Below are 13,849 nucleotides of genomic sequence, written 5' to 3'. Positions count from 1 at the left end.
TCCGGACATACCCGGATGGCCGGGCCGGCCGATGCTAAGCTCGACCGCCATGTCTTTCCGCACCGCCGCCCTGCGCTCCCTGCTGTCGTGCTGCCTTGGCTTGCTCATGGCAGGGCCCGCCGCCGCACAGGGCGCCAAGCCCTTCTCGCTCGACGACGTCGCCGCCCGTGCACGCGAGCTGGCTGCCGCCCCGTACCAGGCGCCGGCAAGCAACCTGCCGCCGGCCTTCGCGAACATGCAGTTCGCCGACTACATGAAGATCCGCCCCCGGCCGGAGCGCTTCGAGTGGCACGACCAGGGCACGCCTTTCAGGCTGAACTTCTATCACCAGGGCATGCAGTTCAATGCGCCGGTGCGCATCAGCGAGATCGTCGACGGGCAACCGCACGAGATCCGCTACGAAGCCGACCGCTTCGACTTCGGCGACCTGCAGTTCGACAAGCAGACTACCAGCCAGCTCGGGTACGCGGGCTTTCGCGTGCTGTACCCGGTCAACGAGAGCGGCAAGCTGGACGAGGTGATGAGCCTGCTGGGCGCGAGCTACTTCCGCGTGATCGGCAAGGGACAGGTGTACGGCCTGTCCAGCCGCGGCCTGGCCATCGACACCGCCCCGCCCGGCGGCGAGGAATTCCCGCGCTTTCGCGAGTACTGGATCCAGCGCCCCGCGCCACAGGACCGCGAACTCGTCATCTTCGCGCTGCTCGACTCGCCCCGCGCCACCGGCGCCTACCGCTTCGTGCTCAAGCCCGGCGCCGACACCGTGCTCGACGTGCAGGCCAACGTGTTCGTGCGCGGCGACATCGGCATGCTGGGCATCGCGCCGTTGACCAGCATGTTCCTGTATGGCCCGAACCAGCGCTGGCCCGAGCACATGCAGAACTTCCGCCCGGCGATCCACGACTCCAACGGCCTGGCCATCCACGCGGGCAACGGCGAATGGATCTGGCGACCGCTCAACAACCCGCGCGCGGTGGCCATCAGCGCCTTCCAGGTCGAGAACCCGAAGGGTTTCGGCCTGCTGCAGCGCAGCCACGACTTCCACGACTACGAAGACCTCAAGGACCGCTACGACCTGCGCCCCAGCGCCTGGATCGAGCCACAGGGCAACTGGGGCAAGGGCCACGTCACGCTGATGGAGATTCCCACCGCCGACGAGACCAACGACAACATCGTCGCCTTCTGGACACCCGAGGCGCCGGCACGCAAGGGCCAGGAACTGAAGCTGTCCTACCGCATGCACTGGACCATGAACGAGCCCGCATTGCATGCGAGCAACAACGCCTGGGTGCGGCAGACCTTCCAGACCGAGAGCGAACAATACCAGCCCAACCTCATCCGTCAGCGCGACGGCAGCACGGCGCTGATGATCGACTTCGAAGGTCCGGCATTGGCGCAGCTGCCGTCCGACGCGGCGGTGCAGACGCAACTGAGCACCAACGCCAATGCCGAACTTCTGGAAAGCAGCCTGCAGCACAACCCCGCCATCCGTGGCTGGCGCCTGACGCTGCGGGTCAAGGTGAAGGATCCGACTCAGGTCACCGAGATGCGGGCCGCACTGGCCCAGGGTGGCAAGGCGATCAGCGAGACCTGGAGCTTCCAGATTCCGCCGGTGCCCGCGCCCAAGCCGGCGCCCGCGGCACCCGCTCCTGCGGCACCCGCTCCGTCGCCGGCCGCGGCGGCGCCCCCCGCACCCGCGCGCTGAGGCGGGGTCCGGGCCGGCACGGCTCGCGCCGGCCGGCCTACACCGCACCAGTGCGGCGCGCTACCTCACCAGCTTCACGCCGGTCTTGTCCTGCAGTTCCTCGAAGCTGACGCCGTCGGCCAGCTCGACCACCTTCAGGCCCTGCGGCGTCACGTCCAGCACGGCCAGGTCGGTGATGATGCGGTCGACCACGCCCACGCCGGTCAGCGGCAGGGTGCATTCGGGCAGGATCTTCAGGTCGGTGGTGCCGTCCTTCTTGCGCGCCACGTGCTCCATCAGCACGATCACGCGCGGTACACCGGCCACCAGGTCCATGGCGCCGCCCATGCCCTTGACCATCTTGCCGGGAATCATCCAGTTGGCCAGGTCGCCCTTCTCGCTGACCTGCATGGCGCCGAGGATCGACAGGTTGATCTTGCCGCCGCGGATCATCGCGAAGCTGTCGTGGCTGCCGAAGATGGCGCTGCCCGGCAGCGTCGTCACCGTCTGCTTGCCGGCATTGATCAGGTCGGCGTCGACTTCGTCTTCGGTCGGGAACGGGCCGATGCCCAGCATGCCGTTCTCGCTTTGCAGCCAGACTTCCTTGCTGGGCGGCACGAAGTTGGCGACCAGCGTGGGAATGCCGATGCCGAGGTTGACGTAGAAGCCGTCTTCCAGTTCCTGCGCCGCACGTGCGGCCATCTGGTCTTGTGTCCAGGGCATCTCAGGCTCCTTTGGCGTTGTTCTTGACGGGGGCGGGCACTTCGCTGCCGGCGGCGGCCTGCGCGATGGCGGCCTGCGCTTCGACCTTGGCGGCTGCCGGATCGACCGGCGCGGCGGCGCTCAGGGTGCGCTTCTCGATGCGCTTCTCGGGCCTGTCGTTGACCACGATGCGGTGCACGTAGATGCCCGGCAGGTGGATGTCGTCCGGGGCGAGCTCGCCCACCTCGACCAGCTTCTCGACCTCGACGATGCAGATCTTGCCGGCCATCGCGGCGGCCGGGTTGAAGTTGCGCGCCGTCAGCCGGAAGCGCAGGTTGCCGGACTTGTCGGCCACGTCGGCCTTGACCAGCGCCACGTCGGGCACCAGCGAGCGCTCCATGACGTAGGTCTCGCCGTCGAACTCGCGCAGCTCCTTGCCCTCGGCAACCTGGGTGCCGACGCCCGTCTTGGTGAAGAAGGCCGGAATGCCGGCGCCGCCGGCACGCAGCTTTTCGGCCAGCGTGCCCTGCGGCGTGAATTCAAGCGCCAGCTCGCCCGCCAGGTACTGGCGCTCGAACTCCTTGTTCTCGCCCACGTAGCTGGCGATCATCTTCTTGATCTGGCGCGTCTCGAGCAGCTTGCCCAGGCCGAAGCCGTCGACGCCGGCGTTGTTCGAGATGACCGTCAGGTCCTGGACCTTGGAGTCCTTGAGCGCCTCGATCAGCGCCTCGGGAATGCCGCACAGGCCAAACCCGCCCACGGCGAGCAGCTGGCCGTCCGCGACCACGCCCTTGAGCGCGTCGGCGGCGGTGGGATAGAGCTTGTTCACGCTGGCTCCTTGCAGATGGAAAAGGGAAAATCGGTGACCGTGAACGATACTACGTACCAGCATACGTAGTAATTCGTAGTGGTGAGCCCCGATGACGGATGAGATCGACTACCGCCTGGCCTTCGAGCTGGCGCCGGTTGGCATGGTGGTGTCGCGCCACCGCGCCATCGTCGCATGCAATGCCCAGGTGTGCGAGATGTTCGGCGCGCGGCCGGACGTGCTGGTGGGGCAGTCGTTCAGCGTGCTCTACCCCAGCCTGGTGGAATTCGAGCGCATCGGCCAGCGCATGGTGCCCATTCTCAACGCCAGCGGCCACTATGCCGACAACCGGATGATGAAGCGCGTGGGCGGCCCGCTGCGCGGCGAGACCTTCTGGTGCCACGTCACCGGCCGGGCGCTCAACCGCGCGGCGCCGCACGAGGCCGGCATCTGGACCTTCGAGGACCTGGGCGCGCGCCGGTACGACCGGGCGGGCCAGGCCGACAGCCTCACGCCGCGCGAGCGCGAGGTGGCGGCGCAGGTCATGCGCGGTCTCACTTCCAAGGAGATCGGCAAGGCGCTGGGCATCAGCCATCGCACGGTCGAAATCCACCGCGCCCGCCTGATGCGCAAGTACGCGGCGGGGACGACGGCGGAGTTGGTGCAGAAGTTGATTGCCGGGTGACGCCTGCGTCGCCGCGCAGCGCGAGCGCCTACCGCAGTTTCGAGATCTGCGTGATCGGCCGCAGGTCGGTGTAGTTCGCCACGTCCTTCAGGATGCCCTTGGCATGCGGCCCGAACGCGCCCTGGAAGGCTTCGAGCGAATCGAAGTACATGTGCACCGCTGCCGCGAAGGGGGCGCGGCTGCCGGGGGCCGGACCGGAAAGGCCCTCCTCGATCTCGTCGCGCCGAAGTGCGTCGCCGAGCAGTTCGCGCACCATCGGCATGTGCTTGCCGACGTAGTAGTCCCAGTCGAAACGGTGCCCCTCGTCGTTGGGGTAGACCACGGATACCTTGATCATGTTCATGCTCCTTGCTTGTCGGGCGTGGGCCGCTTGGCCACCAGCGTGAGGATGTCGTAGCTGGCCACCACCTCGTCATTCTGGTTGGTCACTTCCACGTCCCAGGCCACCACGCCCTGGCCCTGGCCGTTGGCGTCCTTGCGGCGGCGGTCGATCTTGCGCTTGCACGTCAGGCGCGCGCGGATGGTGTCGCCGATGCCCACCGGCTTGACGAAGCGCAGCGTGTCCAGCCCGTAGTTCGCCAGCACCGGCCCCGGCGCCGGCGAGACGAACAGGCCGGCCGCCGCCGACAGCACGAAGTAGCCGTGCGCGATGCGCTTGCCGAACGGCGACTGCCTGGCGGCGATCTCGTCGAAATGCATGTAGAAGTAGTCGCCCGACAGCCCGCCGAAGGCGACGATGTCGGCCTCGCCCACGGTGCGCCGGTGCGTCAGGAGCGAGTCGCCGATCGCCAACTCCTCGAAGTGCTTGCGGAACGGGTGCAGTGCCTCCTCCTGCCGCTTCGCGCCGCGCATGTACTCGCCGGTGATCGCGGTGATCATCGTCGGAGACCCCTGCACCGCGGTGCGCTGCAGGTAGTGCTTGACCGCGCGGATGCCGCCCAGCTCCTCGCCGCCGCCGGCGCGGCCGGGCCCGCCGTGTTTGAGCATCGGCAGCGGCGAGCCGTGGCCGGTCGATTCCCCGGCCGCTTCGCGGTCGAGCACCAGCCAGCGGCCGTGCAGCGCCGCCACCGCCGGCACGATGCGCGCCGCCGTGGCCGGATCGCGCGTGACCAGCGTTCCCACCAGGCTGCCCTTGCCGCGTGCGGCCAACTGCAGCGCCTCGTCGATGCCGTCGTACGGCATCAGCGTGCTGACCGGCCCGAATGCCTCCACGTCGTGGGCCGCGTCGTGCGCCAGGGGGTTGCGCGAGAGCAGCAGCGTGGGCGCGAAGAACGCACCGTCGCCCACGCCCTCGCCCACCGGCGCGAAGCCGTCGCGCTCGCCGTAGACCAGCTCCGCGCCCTGCTGCAGGATGGCCACGCGCTCGGCCACATCGCGCTGCTGCGCCTTCGAGGCCAGGGCACCCATGCGCACGTCCTCGCGCGACGGGTCGCCCACCACCGTCTTCGCCAGGCGGGCCGCCAGGCGCTGGGCCACGGCATCGACATGCTGGCGCGGCACGATCGCGCGGCGGATGGCGGTGCACTTCTGCCCGGCCTTGACCGTCATCTCGCGTGCCACTTCCTTGACGAACAGGTCGAACTCCTCGTCGTCCGGCGTGACGTCCGGCGCGAGGATGGCGCAGTTGAGAGAATCGGCCTCGGCATTGAATGGGATCGAATGGCGCACCAGGTTCGGATGCACGCGCAGCCTGGCTGCCGTGTCGGCCGAGCCGGTGAACGTCACCACGTCGCTGCCCTCGAGCCGGTCGAGCAGATCGCCCGTGCCGCCGATCACCAGCTGCAGGCTGCCTTCGGGCAGCAGGCCGGATTCGACGAGCAGACGCACCATCGCCTCTGTCAGGTAGCTGGTGGCCGTGGCAGGCTTGCCGATGCAGGGCATGCCCGCCAGGAAGCTGGGCGCGAACTTCTCCAGCAGGCCCCACACCGGGAAGTTGAACGCGTTGATGTGGACGGCCACGCCACCGCGCGGCACCAGGATGTGCGTACCGGCGAACGCGCCCTGCTTGCCCAGCGACACCGGCGGGCCTTCATGGACCAGGTTGCCCGATGGCAGCTCGTTGCCGCCCATGCCCGCATACGCGGCCAGCGTGCCGGCGCCGCCTTCGATGTCGACCCAGCTGTCGGCGCGCGTGGCGCCGGTGTGGGCCGACACGGCGTACAGCTTCTCCTTGTGTTCGGCCAGGTACCTGGCCATGGCCTTCAGGCGCGCGGCGCGCTCCTGGAAGTCCATCGCCAGCAGCGCGGGCAGGCCCCGGCGGCGGGCATGTTCGAGTGCCTCGCCGAAATCCAGCGCTTCGGCGTGCGTGCTGGCGACCGCGCGGCCGTTGACGGCACTGTGCAGCGGCTGCGCCGCCTGTTCGCCGACCCAGCGGCCGGCGATGTAGCTTTGAAGAACGGATGTCATGCGAATCCCCTTGAAGGCAATGAAATCAGGGGCCGCGACGGCACGAGAGCCGGTCGCCAGCCACGCAAAGGTTGCGGGTCGTCAGGCCGTTGCCGCCGCATGGGCGCTGCCCATGCCCAGGTAGGTGTCGATGATGCGCCGGTCGTGCAGCAGCGCGCGCGCATCGCCGTTGAGCGCGACCGCCCCCATCTCGAGCACGTACGCACGATCGGCCACCTGCAGCGCCGCCCGCGCGTTCTGCTCGACCAGCAGCACCGACACCCCGTGCCGGCGCAGCGACGAGACCACCTGCAGCACTTCCCGCACGATGAGCGGAGCCAGCCCGAGCGACGGCTCGTCCAGCATGAGCAGGCGCGGCCGCGCCATCAGCGCGCGGCCGATGGCCAGCATCTGCCGCTCGCCGCCCGACAGCGTCGACGCCATCTGGGCATGGCGCTCGGCCAGCCGCGGGAAGATCGCGTAGACCTCGTCCATCCGCGTCTTCTGGTCGCGCTGCCCGCGACGCCAGCGGGCAAAGCCGCCCAGCAGCAGGTTGTCGGCGACCGACATCTCGCCGAACAGCTCGCGCCGCTCGGGCACCAGCCCCACGCCGCGGGCAACCATGGCCTCGACGCTCGGGCGCGCGATGCGCTCGCCCGCCAGGTGCACCTGGCCGCTGGAAGGCAGCAGGCCCATCGCCGCGCACAGCAGCGTGGTCTTGCCGGCGCCATTGGGGCCGATGACGGTGACGATCTCGCCTTCGCGAACCTCGAGCGCCACGGCATGCAGCGCCTCGACGTCGCGGTAGGCGACGCAGAAGTCCTGCAGCTGCAGCAATGGCGTGCCCGGCGCGCCGGCTTCGGGCAGGTTTGCGACGCTCATGCGGCCTCCTCCTCGGCGCCACCCAGGTAGGCATCGAGCACGCGCGGGTTGGACTGCACTTCGACCGGCGTACCTTCGGCGATGACGGTGCCGAATTCCAGCACCGTGACGCGGTCGGCCAGGTTCATGACGAATTCCATGTCGTGTTCCACCACGAGGATGCCCAGGCCTTCGGCGCGCAGCTGCGCCAGCAGTTCGGCCAGTGCACGCTTTTCCAGGTGCCGCAGCCCGGCGGCCGGCTCGTCGAGCAGCAGCAGCGCCGGTTGGCCAGCCAGGGCGCGGGCAATCTCGACGATGCGCTGCTGGCCCAGCGCGAGCGAGGCGGCCGGCGCATCGCCGTGCTCGGCCAGGCCGCAACGTTCGACCTGACGGCGCGCCTCGGCCTGCAGCGCCGCCTCTTCACCGCGATCGAGCCGCAACATCGAGGCCAGCCAGCCCCGGCGCGCGCGCAGGTGGGCGCCGAGCGCCACGTTGTCCAGCACGCTACGCTGCCCGAGCAGGCGCACGTGCTGGAAGGTGCGACCGAGGCCGAGCGCGGCGAACTCGCGCGCCGGATGCGCCTGCATCGGCCGGTCCATCAGCCGCACCTCACCCTCGGTGGGATCGTCGACGCCCGAGATCATGTTGAAGAAGGTGCTCTTGCCGGCGCCGTTGGGGCCGATGAGCGCGTGGATCTCGCCCGCCTTCACGTGCATGCTCACCGCATCGTTGGCCACCAGCCCGCCGAAGCGTCGGGTCACCCGGTCGGCCCGCAGCAGCACGGTGCCCGCTGGCGGCAGTTCGCGCCGCGCGAGCGCGGTGGCGCGTGCAGGCTCGACGCGCGGATCGGGCTTGAGGAACCGGCTGCCCAGGCGCTCGAGCGAGGGCCAGAGACCGTCGGCGAAGCGCTGGAGGACGAGCAGCATCAGCAGCCCGAAGACGATCACCTCGAAATTGCCGCTGGTGCCCAGCAGGCTGGGCAGCACGTCCTGCAGCTTCTCCTTGAGCAGCGTGATGAGCGCCGCGCCCAGCACGGCGCCCCACAGGTGGCCGGCACCGCCCACCACCGCCATGAACAGGTACTCGATGCCGATGTTGAGGTTGAACGGCGTCGGGTTCACGAAGCGCTGCATGTGCGCGTAGAGCCAGCCGGACAATGCGGCCAGCAAGGCCGCCAGCACGAACAGCTTGATGCGCTGGCGGGCCGTGTCCACGCCCATGGATTCGGCCATGAGCCGTCCGCTCTTGAGCGCGCGGATGGCGCGGCCCTCGCGCGAATCGAGCAGGTTGTGCAGCAGCCATAGCGCGACCAGCAGCACCGCCCAGATCAGCACGCCCAGTTCCCGGGGCGATGCCAGCGAGTAGCCGGCGATCGTCAGCGCCGGCACGCCGGTGATGCCGGTCTGCCCGCCCAGGAACTCCATGTTGCCGAACAGGAAGTACAGGCTCAGGCCCCAGGCGATCGTGCACAGCGGCAGGTAGTGCCCGGACAGCTTGACCGTGATCGACCCGAGGAACCAGGCCAGCGCGAAGGTGATGGCCAGCCCCAGCGCCAGCCCGAGCCAGGGCACGAGGGCGCTGGCGGCCAGCGGCCCCAGCCAGGCGGCAGCCGTGGGCGAGGTGCACAACCACGCCGTGGCATAGGCCCCCATGCCGACGAAGGCGGCCTGCCCGAACGACGTCATGCCACCCACGCCGGTGAGCAGGCAAAGGCCCACCGCCACCAGTGCGTACAGGCCGATGTAGCTGACCACCACGACGGTGAACTCGGGCAGGAAGCCCCAGGCCAGGGCAAGCGCCAGCACGGCCGCGAGCGTCAGCGTGCGGCGCGACACCAGGCCGCGCGAGCGCGGCGGGACGGAGGCGCCTTTCAGGACGGTGGTCATTCCTCGTCCTCCACATGACGGCTGTGCAACGAGCGCCACCACAGCACCGGAATGATCAGCGTGAACACCAGCACCTCCTTGTAGGCACTGGCCCAGAACGAAGAGAAAGCCTCCAACTGGCCCACCAGCAACGCACCGAGCAGCGCGATCGGATAGCTGGCCAGGCCGCCGACGATGGCCGCGACGAAGCCCTTGAGCCCGATCAGGAAGCCGGTGTCGTAGTAGATGGTGGTCAACGGCGCGATGAGCAGGCCCGACACGGCGCCGATCGCCGCCGCCAGCGCGAAGCTGACGTCGCCCGCCAGTTCGGTGGGAATGCCCATCAGCCGCGCACCCACCCGGTTCATGGCGGTGGCGCGCAGCGCCTTGCCCACCATCGAACGGCCGAAGAACTGGAACATCAGGATCACCAGCAGGAACGCCACCACGATCACCACCAGCGACTGGCCGGTGACCTGCAGACCGCCGAGTTGGAAGGTGGCATCCGAGAAAGCGCTCGTGCGCGAGCCCTCGGCGCCGAAGAACAGCAGCCCCAGGCCGACGAGCACGCCGTGCAGCGCCACCGAGACGATCAGCAGCGTCAGCACCGTGGCCTGCGCCATCGGGCGGAAGGCCAGCCGGTAGGTCAACGGACCGAGCGGCGTGATCAGCACCAGCGTGGCGAAGGCCTGCGCCGCGATGCCGGTCGGCCGCCAGGCCAGCACCAGCACGCAGGCCAGCAGCGGAAACGCCACGCACCACAGCAACGCCGAGCGCCAGTCGACCGACGCGCCGCGCCGATGGCGCCAGGCTTCCACCACCAGCGTGGCGGCCGCCATCGCCAGCAGCATCCACAGCGTGGCCGGCACCTTGCCGGCCTGCATCAGGGCCATCGACAGCGCACCGAAGGCGACGAACTCGCCCTGCGGAATGAAGATGACGCGCGTGACGGAGAACACCAGCACCAGGGCCAGCGCCATGAGCGCATACACCGCGCCGTTGACCAACCCGTCCTGCGCCAGCAGGACGGCAATCTGAGAATCCATGACAGTCCGGAAGAAGACGGGCCGAAGCGCACACTCATTCGAGGGTCGGCCAAGCCAGACCCGTTCGGGAACACCGCGGAACCGGCCATGCCGGCCCGCAGTTGTTGCCCCCTAGAGGGGAGTGGCTGACCTGCAAAGCAGGGCAACCTGGAAGTGATCAGCGTTCAAGGCTGGTATTTCCATTGGCCGTTGTCGATCTTGACCATTACGCGCGCCCGCTGGTCGAGGCCGAGGTGGTCGGTCGGCGACATGGTGAAGATGCCGTGCGCGCCGGCCATCTCGTGCGTCTTCTCCAGCGCATCGCGCAGCGCGGCGCGGAACTCGGGGGTTCCCGGCTGTGCCTTCTTCAGCGCCTCGGGCACGGCGTTGGTCATCAGCAGGCCGGCGTCCCAGGCGTGCGCGCCGAACGTGGACACGCTGCCCTTGCCGTAGGCCTTCTCGTAGGCCGCGACATACGCCAGCGCGGTCTTGCGCACCGGGTTGTTGGCGGGCAGCTGGTCGGCCACCAGCACCGGGCCTGCCGGCAGGAAGGTGCCTTCCACGTCCTTGCCTCCCACGCGCAGGAAATCGGCATTCGCCACCCCGTGCGTCTGGTACATCTTGCCCTGGTAGCCGCGCTCCTTGAGCGATTTCTGCGGCAGCGCGGCCGGCGTACCCGAACCGGCCACGAGGATGGCGTCGGGGCGCGCGGCAATCAGCTTGAGCGTCTGGCCGGTGACGGAGGTGTCGGTGCGGCTGAAGCGCTCGTTGGCGACGATCTTCAGCCCCTTGAGCTCGGCGGCCTTGCTGAATTCCTGGTACCAGCCTTCGCCATATGCATCGGAGAAGCCGATGAAGCCCACCGTCTTGATGCCCGTCTTGCCCATGTGCTCGACGATCGCGAGCGACATCATGATGTCGTTCTGCGGCGTCTTGAACACCCATTTGCGCTTGTCGTCCATCGGCTCGACGATGCGCGCCGACGCGGCCATGGAGATCATCGGGACCTTGGCCTCGGCCGCCACGTCGATCATTGCCAGCGACGCGGGCGTGACGGTCGACCCGAGGATGACGTCGACCTTGCTCTCGGCGATCAGCTTGCGCGCATTGGACACCGCGGCTGTCGTGTCGGACGCATCGTCGAGCACCACGTAGTTGATCTTCTGGCCGCCGATCTCCTTGGGCATCAGCGCGATGGTGTTCTTCTCCGGAATGCCCAGCGACGCGGCCGGCCCGGTGGCCGACAGCGTCACACCCACCGTGACGTCGGCCTGCGCCCACATCGACAGGCCTGCCAGAAGCGCGGCCAACATAGATTTCTTCATCATTTTCATCTTGTCTCCAGTGTCAAAAATTTGAATGCACGTAGTGGACCGGGCGCCGACGATCGCGTCATCGGGATGTTCCCGGCATGCGCGACGCCGACGTCGAGGCCTCGATCAGCGCTCGTCGAACGACAGGACCACGCGCTCGGTCAACGGATGCGCCTGGCAGGTGAGCACGAAGCCGGCCGCCACCTCCTTCTTGTCCAGCGCGAAGTTGCGCTCCATGCGCACCTCGCCTTCCACGACCTTGGCGCGGCAGGTGCCGCACACGCCGGACGTGCATGAGTACGGCACTTCCAGGCCGGCGGCGGAAGCTGCATCCAGGATGCTGGGCTGGTCCCGGGTGAACGCGATCTCGCGCTGCATGCCGTCGCGCACGATGACGACGCGCGCCGATTCGGCATCGCCCGGCCTCGCCTCGTGGATGACGGCACCGACGCCGGCCGCGCCGGCCTGCGGCGTCGCCGCCACGCCGAAGCGCTCGATGTGGATGCGGTCCTCCGGCACGCCGGCGGCCAGCAGCGCCGCCTCGGCCTCGTCGTTCATCTGGAACGGACCACAGACGAACACGTGGTCGATGCCCGCCGGCGGCAGCACGGTGGAGAGAAACTCCGCGATCTTCTCGCGGTTCATCACGCCGTGGTTGAGCGGCGCGTCGGTCGGCTCGTCGGAGAACACGTGCTGCAGCACCAGGCGCGTCATGTAGCGGTTCTTGAGGTCCTCGATCTCCTCCTTGAACATGGTCGACTGCAGCAGGCGGTTGCCGTAGATCAGCGTGAACTGGCTGCGCGGCTCGCGCGCCAGCACGGTCTTCATGATCGACAGGATCGGCGTGATGCCGCTGCCGCCGGCGATGCCCACGTAGTGCCGGCGCGCCTGCGCATCCAGCGGCACGAAGAAGCGGCCCTGAGGCGCCATCACCTGGATCGTGTCGCCGGTCCTGAGGTGCTGGTTGATCCAGTTCGAGAACACGCCGCCGCGCACCTTGCGCACGCCCACGCGCAGTTCGCCGTCGTCGACGCCGGCGCAGATGGAATAGGAACGGCGCAGGTCCTGGCCGTCGATGTCGGTGCGCAGCGTCAGGTACTGCCCCTGGGTGAAGCCGAACACTTCGCGCAGTTCGGCCGGCACGTCGAAGGACAGGATCACGGCCTCGGCCGTGTCCGGCTCGATGGCGCGTACGCGCAGTGGATGGAATATCGCGCTCATATCGGCTTGAAATGTTCGAACGGTTCGCGGCACGTGGTGCAGCGGTAAAGCGACTTGCACGCGGTGGCGCCGAAAGCCGACAGGCGCTCGGTATGCAGGCTGCCGCAGCGCGGGCAGGCGACGGCCTCGCTGCGGCGGCCGATCAAGCGGACGGTGGCTTGCTGTGCCGGCCCGTGCGCCGCGGCGCCGGGCGGCGCGATGCCGTATTCGGCGAGCTTGCGGCGGCCCTCGGCGCTGATCCAGTCGGTGGTCCAGGCCGGGGCGCGCCGCAACGTCACGCGGGCCGGACCGAGGCCCGCGCCTTGCACGGCGGCCAGCACGTCATGCTCGATCACCTCGGTGGCCGGACAGCCGGAATAGGTCGGGGTGAGCACCAGCTCGAGCGCGTCGCCGTGGTCGAGCACCTCGCGCACGATGCCCAGGTCGCACACCGACAATGCCGGCACCTCCGGGTCGAGCACGCCGTGCAGGACCTGCCACGCGGCCGCCACACGGGACGGCGCGGTCGGCGCGGCAGCGTTCACCACACGCCTCCGGGAAAGGCGCGCTGAAGGTACTGCATGTCGGCCAGGATGAAACCCATGTGCTCGCTGTGGCGGCCGCGCTTGCCGTCGCTGCGGAATGCGCTGTCGGCCGGCACCTCGAGGGTGGCCTCGTCGAGGATGGCCCGCATCTCGGCGCGCCAGGGCGCCTCCAGCTCCGACCAGCGCGGACCGAGGCCCTGCGCGGCGGCGGCTTCGTCGGCGGCGTCCGTGTCGAACATCTCCGCGGCGAAACGCCAGAGTCCGGCGAACGCGTCCTCCATGCGGCGGCGCGATTCGGCGGTGCCGTCGCCCAGGCGGACCACCCAGTCGGCCGAATGCTGCTGGTGATAGCGAGCCTCCTTGACGGCTTTGGCGGCGATGGCCCGCACCTCGTCGTCCGTCGATTCGGCCGCCAGGCGCTGCCAGAGCAGCTTGAGCCAGGTGGCGACCATGGCGTTGCGCAGGACGCTGGCGGCGAAGTCGCCGCGCGGCTGCTCCACCAGCGTCAGGTTGAAGTAGTCGCGCTCGTTGCGCAGGAAGGCGAGCTGGTCCTCGTCGTGCCCGGCACCTTCGAGGGCGCCGGCGTGCGCGAGCAGCGCGCGCGCCTGGCCGATCAGGTCGAGCGCGATGTTGGCCATCGCGATGTCCTCTTCCAGGACGGGCGCGTGGCCGCACCACTCGCCCAGGCGCTGGGCCAGAATGAGGCAGGTGTCGCCGATGCGCAGCAGGTACGTCGTGGCGGGTGTGAGCGTCAGCTCGATCGAGGCGGCGGACATATC

General features: G+C 69.0%; 13 protein-coding genes. 2 read left to right on the top strand and 11 right to left on the bottom strand.

Features of this window, described 5'->3' with window-relative positions; genetic code table 11:
• Positions 1-49: 49 nt before the first annotated feature.
• The gene (locus VES41_RS09545; protein ID WP_414719083.1) at positions 50-1,702 is read left to right on the top strand and encodes a glucan biosynthesis protein G; all 1,653 of its coding nucleotides are present in this window, start codon (positions 50-52) and stop codon (positions 1,700-1,702) included.
• Positions 1,703-1,762: 60 nt separating this feature from the next.
• On the opposite strand, the gene VES41_RS09540 is transcribed toward VES41_RS09545, so the two are convergent.
• Positions 1,763-2,404, bottom strand: coding sequence for a CoA transferase subunit B (locus tag VES41_RS09540; RefSeq protein WP_324816028.1), 642 nt, complete (start codon positions 2,402-2,404; stop codon positions 1,763-1,765).
• Position 2,405: 1 nt separating this feature from the next.
• Positions 2,406-3,212 (bottom strand): CoA transferase subunit A, encoded by an 807-nt coding sequence (locus VES41_RS09535; RefSeq protein ID WP_324816025.1) that lies wholly within the window; start codon positions 3,210-3,212, stop codon positions 2,406-2,408.
• Positions 3,213-3,303: 91 nt separating this feature from the next.
• On the opposite strand from VES41_RS09535, the gene VES41_RS09530 reads away from it, so the two are divergent.
• The gene (locus VES41_RS09530) at positions 3,304-3,876 is read left to right on the top strand and encodes a PAS and helix-turn-helix domain-containing protein (protein ID WP_324816023.1); all 573 of its coding nucleotides are present in this window, start codon (positions 3,304-3,306) and stop codon (positions 3,874-3,876) included.
• Positions 3,877-3,904: 28 nt separating this feature from the next.
• Here VES41_RS09530 and VES41_RS09525 read toward each other — a convergent pair whose 3' ends face one another.
• The 9 genes from VES41_RS09525 to paaC all read right to left on the bottom strand — a co-directional run bounded on the left by VES41_RS09525 (position 3,905) and on the right by paaC (position 13,846).
• Entirely contained in the window at positions 3,905-4,213 is a 309-nt protein-coding gene (locus tag VES41_RS09525) for an EthD family reductase (protein ID WP_324816020.1), read from the bottom strand.
• 2 nt (positions 4,214-4,215) lie between these two features.
• A complete protein-coding gene (gene paaZ / locus VES41_RS09520) occupies positions 4,216-6,282 on the bottom strand; it encodes a phenylacetic acid degradation bifunctional protein PaaZ (RefSeq protein WP_324816018.1) in 2,067 nt (688 codons plus the stop codon).
• Between the two features lie 81 nt (positions 6,283-6,363).
• Positions 6,364-7,143 carry an ABC transporter ATP-binding protein gene (locus VES41_RS09515; protein WP_324816015.1) on the bottom strand — a complete coding sequence of 260 codons (780 nt, stop codon included), beginning with the start codon at positions 7,141-7,143 and terminating at the stop codon, positions 6,364-6,366.
• Entirely contained in the window at positions 7,140-9,008 is a 1,869-nt protein-coding gene (locus tag VES41_RS09510; RefSeq protein WP_324816013.1) for a branched-chain amino acid ABC transporter ATP-binding protein/permease, read from the bottom strand. The genes VES41_RS09515 and VES41_RS09510 overlap by 4 nt, the downstream gene beginning before the upstream one ends.
• Positions 9,005-10,033, bottom strand: a complete 1,029-nt coding sequence (locus tag VES41_RS09505) for a branched-chain amino acid ABC transporter permease (RefSeq protein ID WP_324816010.1) — start codon at positions 10,031-10,033, stop codon at positions 9,005-9,007. Before VES41_RS09505 ends, VES41_RS09510 begins: the two co-directional genes overlap by 4 nt.
• A 164-nt stretch (positions 10,034-10,197) precedes the next feature.
• Entirely contained in the window at positions 10,198-11,346 is a 1,149-nt protein-coding gene (locus VES41_RS09500; RefSeq protein ID WP_414719082.1) for an ABC transporter substrate-binding protein, read from the bottom strand.
• A 105-nt stretch (positions 11,347-11,451) separates the two neighbouring features.
• Complete coding sequence (paaE, locus tag VES41_RS09495) at positions 11,452-12,546, bottom strand: 1,2-phenylacetyl-CoA epoxidase subunit PaaE (protein WP_324816005.1); 1,095 nt, start codon at positions 12,544-12,546, stop codon at positions 11,452-11,454.
• On the bottom strand, positions 12,543-13,070 hold the full coding sequence (paaD, locus tag VES41_RS09490; RefSeq protein WP_414719081.1) for a 1,2-phenylacetyl-CoA epoxidase subunit PaaD: 528 nt from the start codon (positions 13,068-13,070) through the stop codon (positions 12,543-12,545). Before paaD ends, paaE begins: the two co-directional genes overlap by 4 nt.
• Positions 13,067-13,846, bottom strand: a complete 780-nt coding sequence (gene paaC / locus VES41_RS09485; protein ID WP_324816003.1) for a 1,2-phenylacetyl-CoA epoxidase subunit PaaC — start codon at positions 13,844-13,846, stop codon at positions 13,067-13,069. Before paaC ends, paaD begins: the two co-directional genes overlap by 4 nt.
• Between the last annotated feature and the right edge of the window lie 3 nt (positions 13,847-13,849).

This window comes from Variovorax sp., from assembly GCF_035634955.1.
Classification (GTDB): Bacteria; Pseudomonadota; Gammaproteobacteria; order Burkholderiales; family Burkholderiaceae_C; genus Variovorax.
This window is presented reverse-complemented; position numbering and strand designations above follow the sequence as displayed.

Coding starts and splice junctions, on each gene's coding strand:
- VES41_RS09545 (WP_414719083.1), top strand. CDS start 50: ATGTCTTTCCGCACCGCCGCCCTGCGCTCCCTGCTGTCGTGCTGCCTT.
- VES41_RS09540 (WP_324816028.1), bottom strand. CDS start 2,404: ATGCCCTGGACACAAGACCAGATGGCCGCACGTGCGGCGCAGGAACTG.
- VES41_RS09530 (WP_324816023.1), top strand. CDS start 3,304: ATGACGGATGAGATCGACTACCGCCTGGCCTTCGAGCTGGCGCCGGTT.
- VES41_RS09525 (WP_324816020.1), bottom strand. CDS start 4,213: ATGATCAAGGTATCCGTGGTCTACCCCAACGACGAGGGGCACCGTTTC.
- paaZ (WP_324816018.1), bottom strand. CDS start 6,282: ATGACATCCGTTCTTCAAAGCTACATCGCCGGCCGCTGGGTCGGCGAA.
- VES41_RS09515 (WP_324816015.1), bottom strand. CDS start 7,143: ATGAGCGTCGCAAACCTGCCCGAAGCCGGCGCGCCGGGCACGCCATTG.
- VES41_RS09510 (WP_324816013.1), bottom strand. CDS start 9,008: ATGACCACCGTCCTGAAAGGCGCCTCCGTCCCGCCGCGCTCGCGCGGC.
- VES41_RS09505 (WP_324816010.1), bottom strand. CDS start 10,033: ATGGATTCTCAGATTGCCGTCCTGCTGGCGCAGGACGGGTTGGTCAAC.
- VES41_RS09500 (WP_414719082.1), bottom strand. CDS start 11,346: ATGAAAATGATGAAGAAATCTATGTTGGCCGCGCTTCTGGCAGGCCTG.
- paaE (WP_324816005.1), bottom strand. CDS start 12,546: ATGAGCGCGATATTCCATCCACTGCGCGTACGCGCCATCGAGCCGGAC.
- paaC (WP_324816003.1), bottom strand. CDS start 13,846: ATGTCCGCCGCCTCGATCGAGCTGACGCTCACACCCGCCACGACGTAC.